General features: G+C 63.6%; 17 protein-coding genes. 12 read left to right on the forward strand and 5 right to left on the reverse strand.

Annotated elements, in window-relative coordinates:
* Positions 1-8: 8 nt before the first annotated feature.
* Positions 9-1,271: an ROK family protein gene (locus BJA_RS11080; protein WP_028174242.1), complete on the reverse strand. Its 1,263-nt coding sequence runs from the start codon at positions 1,269-1,271 to the stop codon at positions 9-11.
* 257 nt (positions 1,272-1,528) lie between these two features.
* Between BJA_RS11080 and BJA_RS11085 the strand changes: the two genes are divergently transcribed.
* The 4 genes from BJA_RS11085 to BJA_RS11100 all read left to right on the forward strand — a co-directional run bounded on the left by BJA_RS11085 (position 1,529) and on the right by BJA_RS11100 (position 6,618).
* Entirely contained in the window at positions 1,529-2,491 is a 963-nt protein-coding gene (locus tag BJA_RS11085; RefSeq protein WP_028174243.1) for a sugar-binding protein, read from the forward strand.
* Between the two features lie 61 nt (positions 2,492-2,552).
* Positions 2,553-4,079 carry a sugar ABC transporter ATP-binding protein gene (locus tag BJA_RS11090; RefSeq protein WP_011085058.1) on the forward strand — a complete coding sequence of 509 codons (1,527 nt, stop codon included), beginning with the start codon at positions 2,553-2,555 and terminating at the stop codon, positions 4,077-4,079.
* Entirely contained in the window at positions 4,076-5,134 is a 1,059-nt protein-coding gene (locus BJA_RS11095) for an ABC transporter permease (RefSeq protein WP_011085059.1), read from the forward strand. Before BJA_RS11090 ends, BJA_RS11095 begins: the two co-directional genes overlap by 4 nt.
* A gap of 137 nt (positions 5,135-5,271) precedes the next feature.
* Entirely contained in the window at positions 5,272-6,618 is a 1,347-nt protein-coding gene (locus BJA_RS11100; RefSeq protein WP_011085060.1) for a carbohydrate porin, read from the forward strand.
* A 121-nt stretch (positions 6,619-6,739) separates the two neighbouring features.
* Here the strand turns inward: BJA_RS11100 and BJA_RS11105 are convergent, their stop codons facing one another.
* The gene (locus BJA_RS11105; RefSeq protein ID WP_038966548.1) at positions 6,740-7,393 is read right to left on the reverse strand and encodes a hydrolase; all 654 of its coding nucleotides are present in this window, start codon (positions 7,391-7,393) and stop codon (positions 6,740-6,742) included.
* 151 nt (positions 7,394-7,544) lie between these two features.
* Between BJA_RS11105 and BJA_RS11110 the strand changes: the two genes are divergently transcribed.
* The 8 genes from BJA_RS11110 to BJA_RS11145 all read left to right on the forward strand — a co-directional run bounded on the left by BJA_RS11110 (position 7,545) and on the right by BJA_RS11145 (position 16,175).
* The gene (locus tag BJA_RS11110; protein ID WP_038966549.1) at positions 7,545-8,420 is read left to right on the forward strand and encodes a LysR family transcriptional regulator; all 876 of its coding nucleotides are present in this window, start codon (positions 7,545-7,547) and stop codon (positions 8,418-8,420) included.
* Between the two features lie 162 nt (positions 8,421-8,582).
* Complete coding sequence (locus tag BJA_RS11115) at positions 8,583-9,335, forward strand: IclR family transcriptional regulator (RefSeq protein WP_011085063.1); 753 nt, start codon at positions 8,583-8,585, stop codon at positions 9,333-9,335.
* Between the two features lie 121 nt (positions 9,336-9,456).
* Complete coding sequence (locus BJA_RS11120; RefSeq protein ID WP_236842190.1) at positions 9,457-10,368, forward strand: amidohydrolase family protein; 912 nt, start codon at positions 9,457-9,459, stop codon at positions 10,366-10,368.
* Positions 10,365-11,288 (forward strand): SMP-30/gluconolactonase/LRE family protein, encoded by a 924-nt coding sequence (locus BJA_RS11125; RefSeq protein ID WP_038966538.1) that lies wholly within the window; start codon positions 10,365-10,367, stop codon positions 11,286-11,288. The genes BJA_RS11120 and BJA_RS11125 overlap by 4 nt, the downstream gene beginning before the upstream one ends.
* Before the next feature lie 275 nt (positions 11,289-11,563).
* Complete coding sequence (locus tag BJA_RS11130) at positions 11,564-12,928, forward strand: MFS transporter (RefSeq protein ID WP_038966539.1); 1,365 nt, start codon at positions 11,564-11,566, stop codon at positions 12,926-12,928.
* 2 nt (positions 12,929-12,930) lie between these two features.
* Positions 12,931-13,845 carry an NAD(P)-dependent oxidoreductase gene (locus BJA_RS11135; RefSeq protein ID WP_011085067.1) on the forward strand — a complete coding sequence of 305 codons (915 nt, stop codon included), beginning with the start codon at positions 12,931-12,933 and terminating at the stop codon, positions 13,843-13,845.
* 36 nt (positions 13,846-13,881) lie between these two features.
* On the forward strand, positions 13,882-15,204 hold the full coding sequence (locus tag BJA_RS11140) for an MFS transporter (RefSeq protein WP_011085068.1): 1,323 nt from the start codon (positions 13,882-13,884) through the stop codon (positions 15,202-15,204).
* Positions 15,201-16,175 carry an amidohydrolase family protein gene (locus BJA_RS11145; RefSeq protein WP_038966540.1) on the forward strand — a complete coding sequence of 325 codons (975 nt, stop codon included), beginning with the start codon at positions 15,201-15,203 and terminating at the stop codon, positions 16,173-16,175. Before BJA_RS11140 ends, BJA_RS11145 begins: the two co-directional genes overlap by 4 nt.
* A 19-nt stretch (positions 16,176-16,194) precedes the next feature.
* Here BJA_RS11145 and BJA_RS11150 read toward each other — a convergent pair whose 3' ends face one another.
* From BJA_RS11150 to BJA_RS11155, 3 genes are all read right to left on the reverse strand, one after another.
* Positions 16,195-16,872, reverse strand: coding sequence for an RraA family protein (locus BJA_RS11150; protein WP_011085070.1), 678 nt, complete (start codon positions 16,870-16,872; stop codon positions 16,195-16,197).
* A gap of 258 nt (positions 16,873-17,130) precedes the next feature.
* On the reverse strand, positions 17,131-17,259 hold the full coding sequence (locus BJA_RS43635) for a hypothetical protein (protein ID WP_007600646.1): 129 nt from the start codon (positions 17,257-17,259) through the stop codon (positions 17,131-17,133).
* A gap of 85 nt (positions 17,260-17,344) precedes the next feature.
* Positions 17,345-17,806, reverse strand: coding sequence for a universal stress protein (locus BJA_RS11155; protein WP_011085072.1), 462 nt, complete (start codon positions 17,804-17,806; stop codon positions 17,345-17,347).
* Between the last annotated feature and the right edge of the window lie 281 nt (positions 17,807-18,087).

Raw genomic sequence — 18,087 nt, forward strand, 5'->3', positions numbered from 1 at the left:
TCCGTTGCTCACTCGGTCGCCTCCATGTGGTTTCGGTCCACCACCCGCAGCGTCCTCCGCACCATGCCGTCGACAATTGCCGTCGACTCGCTTGGACGCAGATAGATCGCCGTGGACTTGAGCAGCCATGGCAACACCGCCTGCTCAAGCCGCTCCTCATAGGCGAGGCGCATCATGTCGAATGCCTGCAGGCCGGGCCCTGCCAGAATGACATGGTGTGGGCGCAGCACGGATATCGTTGCCGCGACCGCCTCGGCAAGCGCGCGACCTGCCTGCTGGAAGAGGTTCTCGAGGCGCGGATCGCCGCCCAGCGCCCGCTCGCGCAGCAGAGCCATCTGCGCCTCGGACGGCTGCTGCGAGTCCGCAGGCGGCAGGTCGAGAAAGGTGCGGGCGTCGCGGTAGAGCGCATAGTCGGCAAGATAGGCCTCGATACAGCCGCGCTGGCCGCAGCGGCATTGCGGACCGTCCGGCGCCAGCTTGACATGGCCGATCTCGCTGCCGGCGCCCCAGTGCGCTTCGCCATCGGCGACAACGCCCATCCCGATGCCGTGACCGACCATGATCGTGGCCGAGAGGCCCTCCGCCAGCGCCGGTTCGGCGGCCGTGAGGGCGAGCGCAACTGCGACGGCGTCGTTCGCCATCACGACCTCGACCCCGAACGCCTGACGTATCGGCGTCGCCAGATCGACGTCGGTGATCGACAGCGCCGGGCTCCACAGCGTCCGGCCGGTATCGGCGTTCACGATACCCTGCAGCGCAAGCCCGATTCCCAACAGCTGATGGCGCGGCGTCGCCGTCGCATCAAGCATCGCATTGATCTGCGCGATGACCAGATCGCGCAGTGCGCCTGCATCGAGAGCGCGCGTCGGGAGAGCTAGTCGCGACTGCGCCAGGCCAGAGCCTCCGAAATCGGCGATCAGCGTCTCAATCAGGTTCATGCGTACGGAGACCGCGATGATGCGCCCGAACTCCGGGTTCAAGGTCAGCAGCACGACCGGCCGGCCACGGCGGCGGCCATTCAGCCCGTCCGCATCCTCGTCGTCGGTATCGTCGGACCATGACGTTGCCGCTGTCTCGGTCTCGCACAACAACTCTTCCGCCATCAGTCTCGACGTCAGACCGGAAACGGCGGGGAAGCTCAGTCCCGTGCTCCGGGCGAGCGCCACCCGGGGCAATGGCCCCTGGCGTCGCAAGAGTTCGACGAGGCGGCCGCGGTTCGACCCGCGGGCCAGGCTGGAAACGCGTCGCGGTGGCTCAATCTGGTCAACCATGCTGTCCATTTAATTCTGTTAGTGAATTTAATAGGTGCGTGTCTCGGTAGTGTTGTTGAAAAAGCACAGCCAAAGGGAGTCGTTATGCGTCATATTTACTATTATAATACCCCATGTACTATCTAAACTCGAAGAGTGAGCAAGTGCATCCTGATTTTTCTGTTTTGCTCTGCGACATTTCTTCGCTGTGTGAATAAAATAAGGCGCAAAAAGCGCCGTGAAGTCGCCTGATGCGGGGCGACCAAAGGGAGGTGCACATGAACGGATCAAGGACGAAATTGATAGTGCCGCTGCTCGCGGCCGCCGCGCTCGCGATGACCGCGGGAATGGCGCAGGCGCAGCAGAAAAAGACCATCGCGCTGGTTACCAATGTCGCGGCCGATTTCTGGACCATCGCCGGGCGCGGGCTCGAAAAGGCGCAGAAGGAGCACCCGGACTACAATATCGAATTGATCGTCACCAACGAAGGCACGGCGGCGGGCCAGCGGCGCGAGCTGGACGACCTCCTGGTGCGCGGTGTCGCCGGCATCTCCATCTCGGTGGACGACGCGCCGCACGCAACCGAACAGCTCAACAAGGTTGCGGCCAAGACCGTCTTGATCACGACGGACAGCGACGCGCCGCAGAGCAATCGCCTCGCCTATATCGGCACCGACAACGTCGCGGCCGGGCGGCAGGCCGGCGAGGAGATCAAGAAGGCGTTGCCGAACGGCGGCAAGATCGCGCTGTTTGTCGGCACGATGGACGCGGACAACGCCCGCGAGCGGGTGCAAGGCATCAAGGAAGCGATCGCCGGCACCAAGGTCGAGCTGGTCGACGTGTTCACCGACCAGGTGGACTTCGCCAAGGCCAAGGCGAACATGGAGAACGTGCTCGTCAAATATCCCGACATCGCACTGCTGTCCGGCCTTTGGAGCTACGAGACACCGCTGATCTATGACGCGGTCAAGGCGGCGGGCAAGGCCGGCAAGGTGAAGATCGTCGGCTTCGACGAGGACCAGCGCACGCTGCGGGGCGTTTCCGACGGCACGATCGAGTCGACGGTGGTGCAGCAGCCGTACGAGTTCGGCTATCTCTCCGCCACCAACATCATCAAGACGCTGAACGGGGACAAGTCCTGGATCCCGGCGGGCGGCAAGCTGATCGTACCGACCAAGGTGATCAGCAAGTCCAACGTCGCGGAGTTCACCGCAGATCTGAAGGCCCTGCTGAAGAAGTAAGTAGCACCGCCTTTCGACGCCCGGCTGGCACTGCCGCCGGGCGTCGTGCGGGAGGAGATGAATGGCGGAAATCCTGTTCGAACTCGCCGGGATCAGCAAGTCCTATCCCGGGGTCATGGCCCTCGACGATGTCAGCCTGCGCGTGTACCGCGGCGAGGTGCTGGGCCTGATCGGCGAGAACGGCGCCGGCAAATCGACGCTGATGCGCGTGCTGGGTGGCGTGATCGCGCCAACCCAGGGCGTGATCCGCATCGGCGGCGTCGACCGCGCCCGCATGACGGTGAGCGAGGCGACGCAGGCCGGCATCGCCTTCGTGCATCAGGAATTGAACCTGTTCGAGAATCTCGACGTCGCCGCGAACGTCTTCATCGGACGCGAGAAGCTTGTCGGCGGCCCGCTGAAGCTGGTGGACAATGCTGAGATGCGCGCCCGCGTGACGCCGCTGCTGGAGCGGCTGGGTGCCGATTTCGCTCCTGACACACTGGTCGACAATCTGTCGATCGCCGAGCGCCAGATGGTGGAGATCGCCAAGGCGCTTTCGATCGACGCCCGCGTGATCATCATGGACGAGCCGACCTCCAGCCTGACGATTTCGGAGACCGAGCGGCTGCTCGAGGTGATTGCCGATCTGAAGGCGCACGGCATCGCGGTCATCTATATCTCGCATCGGCTCGGCGAGATCATGACCTGCGCCGACCGCGTCGTGGTGCTGCGCGACGGGCGCACGGTGGGGGAGCTGGCGCGAGACGAGTTGAGCCATGCCGCAATGATCCGGCTGATGATCGGCCGCGACCTGAAAGCGCTGCATACGCCGCCGAAACGGCCGCCGCAGCCGGGTGGCTGCGACATCCTCGGCCTCGTGACATCGGCCTTTCCCGATCGGCAGATCGATCTCTCCGTGCGGCATGGCGAGATCCTCGGACTGGCGGGGCTGGTGGGTGCCGGTCGCACCTCGCTTGCCCGCGCGGCCTTCGGCATCGATCCGCTGCTGGGTGGCGAGATCAGGATCGACAACGCGCCGGTCGATGTCGCATCGCCGCGGGACGCGATCAGGCAAGGCATCTATCTGATGCCGGAGGACCGCAAGAAATCCGGGCTCGTGCTGGAGCTGCCGATCCGGGAGAACGTGACGCTGGCAAGCCTGCTGAATTATGCCCGGATGTGGCTGGTCAGCGGCGCGGCCGAGCGCAAGGTGGCGAAGGAGCAGGTCAGACGCCTCTCCATCAAGGCGCCGAGCGTCGATATCGAGGCCGTCACGCTCTCCGGCGGCAACCAGCAGAAAGTCGTGCTGGGCAAGTGGCTCTCCATGCAGCCGCGCGTGATGTTCTTCGACGAGCCGACCCGCGGCGTCGATGTCGGTGCCAAGAGCGAGATCTACGCGCTGATGCGCGAGCTCGCCGACCACGGCGTCGCGATCGTGATGATCTCCTCGGACATGGAGGAGGTGATCGGCGTTTCCGACCGGATCGCGGTGATGCATGAGGGGAGTGTCAGCGGCGTGCTGGAGCGCCCGCAGTTCAGCGAATACAACGTGTTGCAGCTCGCAATGGGCCAGGCGCCGGAAACCGTGGAAGCGGCGGCGCCATGATCAAGAAGGAACTCGGCCTGGGCCTGCTGCTCGTGGTGATTTCCGCCATCACGGGCCTGATCAATCCGGCCTTCCTGTCGCTGGTGAACCTGCTGAACATGGCCAATCTGATTGGCCTGTTCGGTGTGTTTGCGCTGGGCGAGGGGCTCGTGATCATCACCGGCGGCATCGACCTTTCGCTCGGCTCGATGTTCGCGCTGCTCGGCGTCATCTTCATCGATCTTCTGACGACTCATCAGGTTCATTGGCCGCTGGCGCTGCTGGCCGTGTTGCTGGGCGGGCTCGTGCTGGGCGCCATTCAGGGTCTTCTCGTCACCCGGCTGAAGATGCAGCCCTTCATCGTGACGCTGTGCGGGTTGCTGATCTATCGCGGCGCCGCGCGCTACTATACGAGCGACTCGACGCGCGGCTTCGGCTACGGCGACGAGGCCGGGACACTGAGCAACATTGCCTCCGGCAACTTGGCGGGCATCCCGAACACCTTCATCCTTTTGATCGTCCTTGCGCTCGTCCTCGGCGTGCTGCTGCATCGCTCGGTCTACGGGCGCTGGCTTTATGCCGTCGGCAAGAACGAGGAAGCGGCGCGCTTCTCGGGCATCAACACGAATCTCGTGATCGCAACCGCCTATATCATCAGCGGTGGGCTGGCCGGCGTTTCAACAGTCCTGTTCGTGTTCTACACGAACTCGGTGTCTCCGAGCTCCTTCGGCAATTTCTATGAGCTCTACGCGATCGCAGCTGCCGTCCTGGGCGGGTGCAGCCTGCGCGGCGGCGAGGGCTCCATTCTCGGTATCGTGCTGGGGACTGCGCTGCTACAGGTGCTGCAGAACCTCGTGAATATCCTGGGCATCCCCAATTCCTTGAACTTCGCGGTGATGGGGACCGTGATTCTGATCGGCGTGCTGGCGGATCAGCAATTGCAGGCGCGCCGGCGGCGCAGGCAGGCCCTCGCGGGCCTCGCTCGCACGGCGCCGAAATCGACACCGTTGCAAGGACAAGGCGCGTCACCGCGCGCCGCGGATGCCTTGCCGGTGAGAACGAGTGATCAAGCATGACGAATCCACGCTCCAGTTGACACAAGGCCGCTTCGTCGGCGGCCGCTGGGGGAGGGAGTGCGTTCCTGGCTCGAGGGCTTTGGGCCGGAACGTGAGGCAAAACAAGCAAAGCCTGAGACGGCGGGAGGACGAGTAAGATGTTGCGCAGGTTTGTAAACACCGCACGAGTGTGCAGTGTGGGGATTGCTTTCTCGTCGCTGCTGGGCGGCGCGGTGCATGCGGCCGATTTTTCGACGAAAGCTGCACCTGTTCCTTATGCTGCCGACGATTTCTGGACGAGACCGTATCTATTCGGCGATCTCGGCAGGACGAAGCTGAAGGAGCAGGGCATCGAGCTGGGCCTGACGCTGGGTAACGAATCTGTCGGCAACGTCACGGGTGGAAGCAGGAACACCGCAGCCAACGCCGGTCAGCTGTGGTTCGGCGCGAAGCTCGATATGGGGAAGCTCGCGGGCATCCCCGGCGGCACGGTCGGTCTGACGCTGGTCGACCGCTTCGGCAAGAATCTGAACACCGAAGCGGACATTCCCGCCTTGCAGCTGACCAACGAGGTGTTTGGCCGCGGCAATATTCTGCGCCTGACACAACTCTACTACTCGCAGAAGCTTTTCGATGACCGCCTCGAACTCAAGGGCGGCCGTCTTCCGGTCGGCTCCGACTTCTTCTTCGGCCTGTGCGAGTTCATCAACCTGACCTTCTGCGGCGGCCAGCCCGGCAACATCCAGGGTGGCTACATCTACAACTGGCCGGTGAGCCAATGGGCCGGTGTTGTCCATTACAAGCTGGCGCCGGAATTCACGATTTCGGTCGGCGTCTACGATGCCAATCCGAATTATCTGACGACGTCAGACCCTGCCATCTACTTCCTGCCGGGCATCCCCGCCTCAAGCCGCGCCAGCGGCGTGATGGTGCCGGTGGAGTTGGTCTGGGCGCCGTCGGGGCCGCTGAACGGGACCTGGAGATTGGGCGGCTGGTATGACAGCGCATCGACCATTGATGGTGGCCTTCCCGGGGTCATCTCAACCATCCCCGGCATTGGAGGCGTCCCGGATCAAAATCTCGGGGATCAACGCGGGCGCTACGGCGTCTACGAGTCCATCCTTCAACGCTTGACCGTCGACGGTCCGGGCGCGCAGGGCTGGTACACTTTCCTCAACACGACCGTTGCCGATCACCGGACGTCGTATCAGGACTACCAGATCGCCCTGGGCTTCCGGCATACCGGAACGTTTAGCTGGCGTCCCCAGGACGAAGTCGGCTTCGCGGTGGGCACGACCCACGTGAACTCGGCTGCCCTCAGCCCCAACGCCGGCGGCAACGAAGTTCCGATCGAAGTCTGGTACGGATGGCAGGCGACCGGCTGGCTGAACCTCAAGTTCGACGCGCAGTATGTGATCAATCCCGGCGGGCGTGGGTATAACGCCGTGGGCGTGAAGACGGACAATGCCGTGGTTCTTGGTATGCGCACCGAGGTCCACTTCTGATTCACGGCAACCTGCCCGGATCAGGACATCGAGCGAGCCGGCAGTGAGAGGTGCATGCCCCCATCGGGGCATGCCCGGAAGTCACCGTTCCAGATCGAGGATCCTCATCACCCGGTTCAGCTCAGCCCGCGCGTTTCGGTACCGGAGTGTTGAGCAGCTGCTGCTCCCACAGGAACGCGATGCCGCTCCCGCCGGCATGCTGCAGGATCACCTCCGTCAGCTTGACGGCTTGATCGGCCCTGGCCCAGTCGCGCTGCCATTCGGCCGCCACAGCCAGCCAAGTCATCATGTTGGCGCCAGCCGTAATCATGCGCTGGATGGCGACCTCGTGGGCCTCGACCGAAACGGCGCCGGACGCATCTGTGACCACAGTGACGTCCCAGCCTTCGCCGAGGGCCTGGATCGTCGGCATCGCGACGCATATCTCGGTCCACAGACCGGCGATGATCAGCTGCTTGCGGCTCGTGGCCTTGACCGCGTCCACCACCTTCTTATCCTGCCAGGTGTTGATGAACGTCCGGTCGATCACCTCCTGTCCGGGGAACACTTCGGTGATCTGGGGGAAGAGCAGGCCACCCCGCTCGGCAATCACGCTCGTCAGGATCGTGGGGACACCGAAGGCCTTTGCCGCCTTCGCGAGAGCTGCCGTGTTGTTGATCACCATCTGCGGTTCGTGGCTGTTCACGTTCGCAAGCTGGTAGGGCTGGTGGTCGATCAGGACGAGCACTGAGTCTTCGGGACGAAGAAGCGAAGCAAGGCCGTTACGAAGTTTCATCATGACATCCTTTGTTGCCGTTCAATGCGGCATCGGTTTTAGGGAGATGCTCGCCAAAGGCGGGCCACCTGCAGGGCTTATTGCCGTTCCCGCGTTCGATGCGGTAGTACCGTTTTGAGGCAAGCTGTGTCGCGAAATGAGGAACGCCAAAGTGGACATCGAGGAGCTGCGGACATTCGTAGAAGTTGCTGATGCTGGCGGAGTTTCGCCTGCTGCGCTCCGGCTCGGCGTCTCCAAGTCAATCGTCAGCCGACGGCTCTTGCGGCTTGAATCGGAACTTGGTGTCCAGCTTCTTGCACGAACCACCCGCGGCGCCGCTCTAACGGAAGCTGGGGTGACGTTCCGAGACTATGCTGCCAGAGTCTGCACCGAGATCGACGTAGCCAAAGAGACGATCCTGCCTGCCGGCGAGCTTCGTGGACGCTTGCGAGTTGCTGTGCCGCTGTCCTTCGGCTCGAACTACTTCGCCCCCATGATGGCGGAAATGGCGCGACGACACCCTCAGCTCCAAATCCACACCTGCTACAGTGACCAATTCGTCGATCTCATCGCAGGAGGTTATGACTGCGCGATTCGGATTGGCTATCTTCAAGACTCCAATTTGATCGCCAAGCGCGTCGGACCGATCTACGGCAAGTTCGTTGCGAGTCCTGGCTACGTCAAAGAGCACGGGTCGCCTGAGACACCCGAGGAACTCGTCGCCCATCAAGCGCTCATGCAGGGCACCGAAACTTGGCAGCTCATGGACGGCGACAAGATCATCACGGTTCGTCCACAGGGTCGCTTCAAGGCTGACAACGGCACTGCTCTGGCGGCCGCCGCAGCAGCAGGGCTCGGGATTGCCTACCTCCCCGATTTCCTCACCAATGAATTGCTGGCATCGGGTGCGCTTGTTTCCGTCATGACCCGTCATCCACCACCTCCGGCGGGTGCCTATGTCATCCGCCCGCCAGGCCAGCATCCCGCGCGGAAGATCCGGGTCCTCACGGAATTGCTGATCGAGCATTGCAATCCGGTCTCGGGATAACGATCAGCTTCGCCTTCACGGCAAAACGACCCGCGGACCTCACGCAGAGCAGCCCAGCTCGGAACGCGATCTCTCGATATCCCGCAATAGTCCTGCAGGCCATCGTAGCCCTTCTACCCGCGGCGAGAATGCCGTAGGAAATGGCAGCGACGAGGATTGGACATGGCAAAGCAGACCGAGAAGAAGCCGCCTGCACTCAAAGGCGTATCGGCAGCCGAACGGGCGTTAGCGGTATTGACGGCATTTCGCCGGGGCGACGGCGCCTTGAGCCTGGCTGAGTTGGCCGAGCGGACCGGTCTGGTGAAGAGTACGATCCTGCGGCTAGCTCTATCGCTGCAACGTTACCGGCTGCTCGCGCGCCTGCCGGACGGTTCTTATCGGCTCGATGCGGAGACCTTGCGTCTGGGGACAGCCTATCAGCAGGCGTTTCGTCTGTCCGATCATGTCATGCCCGTGCTTGAGCAGCTCGCGGCGAAAACCGGCGAGACGACGTCCTTCTATGTTCGAAACGGCGAGGAGAGGCTGTGTCTTTTCAGGGTGGAGACCACCAATCGGATCCGGATGACCGTGCAGCCGGGCGACACCCGTCCCATGGACAAGTCCGCCATTGCCCAAACGCTCCGCCGCTACGAGTCCGGGCCACCTGGGGCGGATGACGAATTGCCGCTGTTCACCTCCGGCATCACGGATCCTCATGCGGCCGCTCTCGCCATGCCCGTATTCGGCATCGGCGACTCCCTGGTCGGGGCGCTGGCTATCTCCGGGCCGGTCAGTCGGCTGACGGCGGCGCGCGCAGAGCAAATCAAGGGGGCGCTGGTCGAGGCTGCAAACAGGCTCACTTTGGCATGCGGGGGAACCCCGCCATCTGGAGCCGGAAAGAGCACCCGCAAACGGGCGGCCAGCGTGTCTGCGTAAAACGCAACGACGTTTCATTTTTTCTTGCCCGGTCGATCGACGCGACTTATAAGGCTCGCCATAACAAAGTATGGGGAGGACGAACGTCGTGGCTTCAGCTTCGCTCACGCGGAGGACGGTCTTGGCCGGACTCACTGCATCCGCGCTTCCCCGGTTTGCGACAGCGCAGGAGGTGCGCTGGTCGAGCGGCTCGGAGAAGCCGCGCTTCGTTCCGCCGCCGGGCGCGACCGATTGCCATTTCCACACCTATGACAAGAGCTATCCGGTCATGAAGGGCGCGACGCTGCTGCCCGAGGACGCCTTGCCCGAAGATTATCGCGCCCTGCAGCGCCGGATCGGCACAACGCGGGGCGTCATCATCCAGCCCTCGACTTACGGTACGGACAACCGGCTGCAGATTGCGTCACGACAGGCGCTTGGGCCGGAGAACTTTCGCGTGGTCGCCGTTGTGCCCGAGGACATATCGGATACCGATCTGCGACGGCTCGACGAGCAGGGTGTCCGCGGTGTCCGCTTCAATCTCGGTTTTCCGGGAGCGTTGACGGTGGACTCTCTCAAGTCGCTCGCGCCGAGACTGGCCAATCTCGGTTGGCACTGCCAGATCAACATGCGTCCCAAGCAGATTGAGGACAATGCGGACCTTCTGGCGTCTTTGCCCGGGGGCCTCGTCCTTGACCATTTGGCCCAGATACCGCAGCCGGCTGGCCTGGAGAGCACGCCTTACAAGATCATCCGCGGCTTGCTCGATCGCGGCAAGACCTGGGTGAAGCTGTCGGGTCCCTATGTGTCGAGCAAGCAGGGTGCGCCGGACTACGCTGACGCAGGAGCCGTCGCGGCGGCCTATGTCAAGGCGGCGCCCGAGCGAATGGTCTGGGGCAGCGACTGGCCGCACCCTTCCGAGAAGGAACGCAAGCCTGATGATGCGCACCTGCTCGATCTTTTCGCCGTATGGGCGGGAGGCGAGGCCGTGTTCAAGCGCGTCCTCGTCGACAACCCTGCCGAACTCTACGGTTTTCCCAAGGTCGTGCCATGACGTTCTTCGGCCCACCGCGTCGGATCGAAACCAGCATCTTCACACGGCTTCCGGACCAGTTCCGCAAGCCACGCCGCACCGCCTGGGCGGACGCCAATCAGGGCGGACGTGAGATCGACTCCTTCCTTGAAGGGCCATCCTTCGATCGGCAGGGCCGCCTGTATGTCACCGATATTCCGTATGGACGCATCTTCCGTGTCAGTGCGGAAGGCGCGTGGGAGCTCGTGACCGAGTATGACGGGTGGCCGAACGGGCTGAAGATTCACCGCGACGGCCGCATGTTCATCACCGACTACAAGCGCGGGATCATGCTGCTGGACCCGGCCAGCGGCAGCGTAACGCCGTTTCTGGAGACGGCGGCAAGCGAGAGCTTCAAGGGCGTGAACGATCTCATCTTCGCGCCGTCGGGTGATCTTTACTTCACCGATCAGGGCCAGACCGGGATGCACGATCCCACGGGCCGGGTCTGGAAGCTCACGCCCGATGGCCGGCTCACTTGCCTGATCAACACGATCCCGAGTCCGAACGGCATCGTCGTCGACCACGAGGAGAGCTTTCTGCTGGTGGCCGTGACACGGGCCAACCAGGTCTGGCGCGTGCCACTGCCGGCCAGCGGCCTGACGACGAAGGTCGGCATATTCTCGCACCTGCACGGCGGTCCCGGCGGCCCCGACGGCTTGGCGCTGGACAGCGGCGGCAACCTGCTGGTCTGTCACACCGGCTTCGGCTCCGTGTGGCGGCTGTCACCCCTGGCCGAGCCGCTCGACCGCATCGTTTCCTGCGCGGGCGTGGGCACGACCAATCTTGCGTTCGGTGGACCGGAACGAAAGAGCCTTTTCATTACCGAGAGCCGCACGGGAACACTGCTCCGCGCCGAACTCGAAACGCCGGGCATGCCGCTGTTCTCGCACACCGACTAGGTCAGCGCCCGGCTCGCGATCAGTTCGGTATGCATCGGAGCAGGTGGCCGCATATCGCAAACGCGCGGCAGCCAGTCTCTCTCCAGGCCTCCCGGACATCGTAACCGGCGGCCAGCACTCCACTTTTCCAGGGGAGCGCCTCCGATCGGGCGACGCAAGCGCTTCGCTGTAACTTCTATAAAATGAAACTGCGTTTCATTATAAATTGCAACATCGTTCTATTTTTGCTATGGCGCGTCATGGCCGGGAAACATCGGCCGGTCTCGGAGGGAACAATGGCAAGTGTCTCTGCCGCGTCGGTCGGCGCCGGCTTCACACCCGAGCAGGAGAAAATCCTCTCGAAGTTGCTGTGGCGGATCGTGCCGTTCCTGCTGCTCTGCTACATCGTCGCTTATCTCGATCGGGTGAACGTCGGCATCGCCAGCCTGACGATGAACCGCGATCTCGGCATCTCGCCTTATGAATTCGGCTGGAGCGCGGGGCTGTTCTTCTTCGGCTATTTCCTCGCAGAAGTGCCGAGCAACCTTGCCTTGCAGGCGATCGGTGCTCGCAAGTGGATCGCCCGCATCCTGATCACCTGGGGCCTGATCTCGGCCGCAACGGCATTCGTGGTCGGTCCCGTCAGCTTCGGCGTCATGCGCTTCCTGCTCGGCCTCGGCGAAGCCGGCTTCACGCCGGGCGTATTCCTCTATTTCACATACTGGTTTCCGGCGCGCGTCCGGGGCACGGCGACTGCGGCGTTCCTGCTCGGCATTCCGATCGCGAACATCGTGGGCGCCCCGATCTCGAGTTCACTGCTGACGCTCGACGGCTTGGCCGGCTTGCATGGTTGGCAGTGGCTTCTGATCCTGGAAGGCCTGCCGGCGACGCTCCTTGGCTTCGTGTGCTTCTTCACGCTCACCGACAAGCCCGAGCAGGCCAAGTGGCTGAGCCCCGAGGAGCGGAGCTGGCTCGCGGAGGTGCTGGCGGCGGAGCGTCAGGCCATCGCCGCCAAGCACTCATCGCGGCTCAAGGACGCCTTCGTCAATTGGCGGGTCCTTGTCTGCGCCGCCGTCAACTTCTGCGCCATCATCGGCTCCGTCGGGCTTGGCCTGTGGATGCCGCAAATCATCAAGGGCCTCGGCTTCAGTGTCGTTGCCGTCGGCTTTATCGCGGCAATTCCCTACATCTGCGGCGCCGTCACGATGATGCTGTGGGCTCGCCTGTCGGACAGGGGCGGGGAACGAAGCTGGTTCGTGGCATCCGCGCTGCTCGTGGGCGCAGCGTCACTGATTGTCTGCGGCTATGCAACATCGTCCGCGCTGATCTCGATCGTCGCGCTCTGCGGCGCCGTGATCGGGATCATGTGTTACCAGTCCACTTTCTGGCCGATCCCGTCGAGCTTCCTCACCGGCAGCGCTGCCGCCGGCGGCCTCGCGATGATCGTCTCGATCGGCAATCTCGGCGGCTTCGTCGGTCCCTATCTCATCGGCATGATCCGGCAGTCGACCGACAGCTTCTCATGGGCCCTGATCTCGGTGGCCGCATTTCTCACCTTGGCCGCCATCCTGATCCGCGTGGTTGGTGCCAGTCTCCAGCGACCGGGCGGGGCGACTGACCGCCACACCAGCCCGATCGCAAGCCTCTCGAAAGGAATCTGAAGATGAGCGAAAAACAGCAGTTCCGCCTCGGTCTGGTCGGCTATGGCGAGATCGGCAGCACGTTGGGAAAAGGGCTGCGCGAGGCCGGACTGCAGCAGATCTTCTGCTACGACAAATACGCCTTCGACGGTCCATACGCCGACTTGATCCAGAGCCGCGCCAAGGCGGCAGGCGTCACGCTGGTCAAGTCCAACAAGGAATTGGCTGATACCGCGGAGCTGATCTTCAGCGTCACGCCGGGCTCGGCGTCGCTCGAGAGCGCGGATGCGTTTGCACCCGTGCTCGATGGCCGCCACACCTTCCTCGACTTCGCCTCCGCCACTCCGAAGGTGAAGTACGGCGTGGCCGAGCGGCTTGCCAGGACGGGCGCCACGCTCGGTGACGGCTCCATCATGGGGACGCCCAAGCACGGCTATTCGATGCACATGATGTCGAGTGGTCCCGCCGGGCAGCGCGTCGTCGATCTGCTCGTGCCCTGGGGCATGAGCATCGCATTCGCGGGCGAGAAACTCGGAACGGCTTCGGGCATCAAGATCCTTCGCTCCGTCCTGATCAAGGGCATCGAGGCGCTGATCGACGAGACGCTGTTGGCGGCCCGGTCCTACGGTCTGGACGAAACCGTATTGGCCTCGGCGTCGAAGACGCTCACGCGTCCGTTCATGGACACCGTCGAGAGCCTGACGCCCTCCGGCGTCATCCATGCCAAGCGGCGCACCGAAGAGGTCGAGATGGCCGCCGAGGCGGTCGCGGATGCCGGAATCGAGCCGCTGATGGCGCGCGCCACGGCGGCGCGGCTCCGCTGGAAGGACAGCCTGGGTCTGAAGGAGCATTTCAAGGGCGTCGTTCCCGAAAACTACAAGATCGCCATCGATGCGATCGTGGCCAGGACGCAGGCCGGGGCGAAGGCGGCCGAATAAGGCCAAGCCCGCCGGGAAGACAACAGGGAGAGAAACGTGACGGCCGCCCGAACGGAAATCGACCAGATCGAAAAGGTGACGATGCGCAGGGTTATCCTGCGCCTCGTGCCGTTCCTGATGATCTGCTACTTCTTCGCGTTGCTCGACCGCGTCAACGTCGGCTTCGCAGCGCTACAGATGAACAAGGATCTGGGGCTGACGCCGGCGATGTTCGGCTTCGCCGCCAGCCTGTTCTTCGTCTCCTATTTCCTCGTCGAGGTGCCCAGCAACCTGGCTCTGCAAAAGGTCGGCGCCCGGCGCTGGATCGCGCGCATCATGATCACCTGGGGATTGGTGACCGCGTGCATGGCGTTCGTCGTCGGGCCGTACTCGCTCTATGCGATGCGCTTCATTCTCGGTGCGGCCGAGGCCGGCTTCTTTCCCGGCGCCATCCTCTATCTGACCTATTGGCTGCCGTCGCAGTATCGGGCACGCATCCTGGCGACGTTCACGGTTTCGATTCCGCTCGCCACGTTCCTGGGCTCGCCGCTTTCGGTCGGCCTGCTTGAACTCGACGGCGCGCTCGGTCTGCGCGGCTGGCAGTGGCTGTTCATCCTGGAAGGGCTGCCGACGGTTCTGCTGGGTCTTGCGTGCCTGTTCGTCCTGACCGACAAGCCCGCGCAGGCGTCCTGGCTGACCCTGGAACAGCGGGAATGGCTGACCCGGCGCATGGAGGCGGAGGCCGCCGCGCGCAAGCCGGTCGGGCATCTCACGCTGTGGCAGCTCGCCACCAACAAGCATTTTCTTGTCATGGCCCTGGTCTGCTCCGGCGCCTCCGCCACGGGCAGCGTGCTGTCGGTCTGGCAACCGCAGTTGCTGAAGTCGTTCGGCCTCTCCAACCTGCAGACCGGCTTTGTCAATGCGATCCCGTACGGCATCGCGACCGTGCTCATGGTGCTGTGGGGCCGCCATTCGGACAGGACGGGTGAGCGCCGCTGGCACACGGCGATCCCGCTCTTGTTCGCAGCAGGTGGTTTTGCGGCACTGGGCATGACCGGGACCGCGGTCGCGCCGACCATCGTCATGGTGACGTTCTGCCTGGTCGGTGCATATGCCTTCAAGGGACCGTTCTGGGCACTTTCGGCAAGCTGGCTTTCGGCGAGCACGCTCGCGGCGGGGCTCGCCGGGATCAACGCGATTTCCAACCTGATCGGCGGCGGCCTGATGGTGAACGTCGTCGGAGTCGTCAAGGAGCGGACAGGCAGCTTCGTGCTCGGGATGTTGCCGCTTGCGCTGCTGTGTGCCGTGGCCGCGGCCTGTGTCCTCGTGCTTGGACGCAACGTCGCGCGCGCGGCGGAAATGGCGGCGGTGAAGCCATGAGCGCACGCAGCAAAGGACCGCAGCGCGCCATCACGCGACGCGGCGTTGTCATGGGCATGCTGGCTTGCAGCACAGGCGCCTTGGCTGCCGGCGCGATGGCTGCCGGGGTGGAGCAGGCGGTGCCCAACAGCACCGGGTCGGCGGCGCCACGCCTGGACGCGAGGGCGGGCGCGTGTGACTGTCATCATCACATCTATGACGAGCGGTTTCCCGTCTCGCCGCATTGGCGCCAGGGCTTTCCGCCCGGCGCGACGGTCGCCGATTATCGGCTGCTGCAGCAGCGGCTCGGCACCACGAGGAGCGTGGTGGTTCAGCCGTCGACATATGGGATCGACAACCGGTGTCTTGTAGACGCGCTGGGCCAGCTGGGCGCCTCGTCGCGAGGGGTTGCCGTCGTTGACACGGATGTCAAGGATGCGGAGCTGCGGGCGCTTGCCGATGCCGGCGTTCGCGCCATCCGCGTCAATTTCGTTTCTCCGCAGACCTGGGGCACGACGACACCGCAGATGCTGACCACGCTCGCAGCGCGGGTGAGTCCGCTCGGCTGGCACGTGCAGATCCTGATGACGGGCGATCAGGTCGCCGCCCATGAGAGCGTGATCCGGTCGCTTCCTACAAGGGTGGTCATCGACCATCTCGGCCGCATCCCTCAGCCGGAGGGCGTCAAGCATCCGGCATTCGCCGCGATACGCCGCATGCTGGATGGCGGCCGCACCTGGGTGAAAGTGACCGAGCCCTATGAGGACAGCAAGCTCGGGCCGCCCTATGCCGACTCCGGCGACGTTGCGCGTGCCTACGTGCACGCAGCGCCGGAGCGCATCCTGTGGGGCACGGACTGGCCGCATCCCACCCAGCGCGGGACCAAGCCGGATGACGCCCAGCTGCTCGATCTCCTCGCGGACTGGGTGCCGGACGAACCTACGCGCCGGCGCATCCTGGTCGAAAATCCCGCCGAGCTGTTCGGCTTCTAGCCGCCAGGCGACAGGCGTCTCAGTCGATGTTTTCGCACTTCAACTCGCGCAATTGCCGGTCCACCCAGGAGGCATCGTGCGTGCCGGCTTCGATGTTGACGATCTGCTTCTGCTCGGCCTCGAACTTCGCCGTTGCGGCCTTGAACACCGCGCCCGTCTGGTCGAACGGCACGCAGAGCAGGCCGTCGTCGTCGCCAATGATGAGGTCACCCGGTTCGATCACCATCCCGTCGATCGCAATCGGCACATTGATCTCTCCAGGCCCGTTCTTGTAGGGGCCGCGGTGCGTGACCCCGGCCGCGAAAACCGGGAGCTCCTGGCCGCGAATATGACCGGCGTCGCGGATCGCGCCGTTGATGACCACGCCGGCGACCCCTCGCTTGGCCATTTGCATCAGCATCATCTCGCCGATGATTGCGTTGGTCAGATCGCCGCCGGCATCGACCACGATGATGTCGCCGGGCTCGGCGAGCGCGATCGCCTTGTGCACCATCAGATTGTCACCGGGAGGTGCCTTCACTGTCAACGCGGGGCCTGCGAGCCCGCCACCCTGATGCATGGGACGAAGCCGGGCGCCGGCTGCCGTCAGGCGGGACATGCTGTCGCTCACATTCGCGACGGGCAGGCGGGCAAAGCCTGCGACGACGTCTTCGCCGACCTTTCGTTTCCGCGGCAAAACTCGAAATCCGGCAGACATCGGTGTTCCTCCACTCGAAGGCGACTATATTTTAGAACGACGTTTCATTATCAGAAAGACGGGCGTTGACGCAAGGCGATCCACCTCGCGTCAGAGTTCCCCCTATGCTCGCGGTCGAACATGGCGCGGGACGCCTCTGCGGCGCCGCGGCAGGTTGCCGACAGAGCGGCAGCGAAACGAAAGTCCGATAATCCGTTGACGTATTGGTGGGCTGCTAGCGGCTCTTACCTTGGTATTGGAGAGGTCATCAGCTCAACATCACCGCACGCCCGTGCCCTTGCAACGCTGGCACTTCACCACCTTGTCGCCCTTCTTGAGCAAACCTTTGCCTTCACAGTTTTTGCATTTCTGCTTCTTCTTGATGTTCGGGCCTTTTTCACTGGTCATGAAATTCTCCTGCCGCGAGAGAGCGGTCTTGTCCGGTAGCTCAGCGGAACAGCCGAGCGTCGCCGGGTCAACCCCGAACGGTCATCTATGCCGGCTTCGGCACCACCAGCACCGGAATGCTTCCGTCCACCAGGACCTCGGATGTCTGGCTGCCCAAAAACAGCTTTCTGAGGCCGCGTCGTCCATGAGAGGCCATGACGATCAGATCGCAGCCCCTGGACTTCGCCGTTTCAATGATAGCAGTCGCCGGGTGCGCATTCGGAACGTGCAAAAATTCTGCAGGCGCACCGATCTGCTCCGACATCGCGCGGGCGTCATCAAGCACTTTGCCCGCACGGGCCTTGCAGGCCGCGTTAAAGCTGTCAATCTCGTCCCGCGTCGGAATCCATCCCGAGTCGTGTCCGCCCCCATAGTCAACCGGCATCGCTTCCGTCACGGTGATGATTGTCAACCTGGCGTTCAAGGCCTTCGCCAAGGCAATGCCATGCTCAACGCCTCTTCTCGCGACGTCCGATCCATCCGTGCTCAAGAGAATGTTGGCGTACATTCGGTGGCCCCTTGCTCGTCGAACAAAGTGATGCCCGGGTAGTATGGTCCGATACGCGGGGCGGGTCTATTGCCGCGGTGACAACCAATACGGGTCGTTCGTTAGATTCATGAGCCTTCGAACCCGCGAAGCGGCGGGAGCCCACGCTTCGCCTCTCGTTCTCCGCGCGGCTGCGCCACGCGTAGCCCGCAGGGTTCAGATACCCGCCTTCGCCCTTTGGGCTTCGGCGCGGCAGCCTCACTCGCTTCGCCTTGGATGTGTGGCGCTGGCTCGCCGAGCCG

The sequence above is a fragment of the Bradyrhizobium diazoefficiens USDA 110 genome (genome assembly GCF_000011365.1).
Lineage (GTDB): Bacteria > Pseudomonadota > Alphaproteobacteria > Rhizobiales > Xanthobacteraceae > Bradyrhizobium > Bradyrhizobium diazoefficiens.

Excerpts from the sequence above, each read along its gene's own strand:
- BJA_RS11080 (WP_028174242.1), bottom strand. The coding sequence starts at position 1,271 with ATGGTTGACCAGATTGAGCCACCGCGACGCGTTTCCAGCCTGGCCCGC.
- BJA_RS11135 (WP_011085067.1), top strand. The coding sequence starts at position 12,931 with ATGAGCGAAAAACAGCAGTTCCGCCTCGGTCTGGTCGGCTATGGCGAG.
- BJA_RS11095 (WP_011085059.1), top strand. The coding sequence starts at position 4,076 with ATGATCAAGAAGGAACTCGGCCTGGGCCTGCTGCTCGTGGTGATTTCC.
- BJA_RS11100 (WP_011085060.1), top strand. The coding sequence starts at position 5,272 with ATGTTGCGCAGGTTTGTAAACACCGCACGAGTGTGCAGTGTGGGGATT.
- BJA_RS43635 (WP_007600646.1), bottom strand. The coding sequence starts at position 17,259 with ATGACCAGTGAAAAAGGCCCGAACATCAAGAAGAAGCAGAAATGCAAA.
- BJA_RS11150 (WP_011085070.1), bottom strand. The coding sequence starts at position 16,872 with ATGTCTGCCGGATTTCGAGTTTTGCCGCGGAAACGAAAGGTCGGCGAA.
- BJA_RS11105 (WP_038966548.1), bottom strand. The coding sequence starts at position 7,393 with ATGAAACTTCGTAACGGCCTTGCTTCGCTTCTTCGTCCCGAAGACTCA.
- BJA_RS11130 (WP_038966539.1), top strand. The coding sequence starts at position 11,564 with ATGGCAAGTGTCTCTGCCGCGTCGGTCGGCGCCGGCTTCACACCCGAG.
- BJA_RS11125 (WP_038966538.1), top strand. The coding sequence starts at position 10,365 with ATGACGTTCTTCGGCCCACCGCGTCGGATCGAAACCAGCATCTTCACA.
- BJA_RS11090 (WP_011085058.1), top strand. The coding sequence starts at position 2,553 with ATGGCGGAAATCCTGTTCGAACTCGCCGGGATCAGCAAGTCCTATCCC.
- BJA_RS11115 (WP_011085063.1), top strand. The coding sequence starts at position 8,583 with ATGGCAAAGCAGACCGAGAAGAAGCCGCCTGCACTCAAAGGCGTATCG.
- BJA_RS11085 (WP_028174243.1), top strand. The coding sequence starts at position 1,529 with ATGAACGGATCAAGGACGAAATTGATAGTGCCGCTGCTCGCGGCCGCC.
- BJA_RS11145 (WP_038966540.1), top strand. The coding sequence starts at position 15,201 with ATGAGCGCACGCAGCAAAGGACCGCAGCGCGCCATCACGCGACGCGGC.
- BJA_RS11155 (WP_011085072.1), bottom strand. The coding sequence starts at position 17,806 with ATGTACGCCAACATTCTCTTGAGCACGGATGGATCGGACGTCGCGAGA.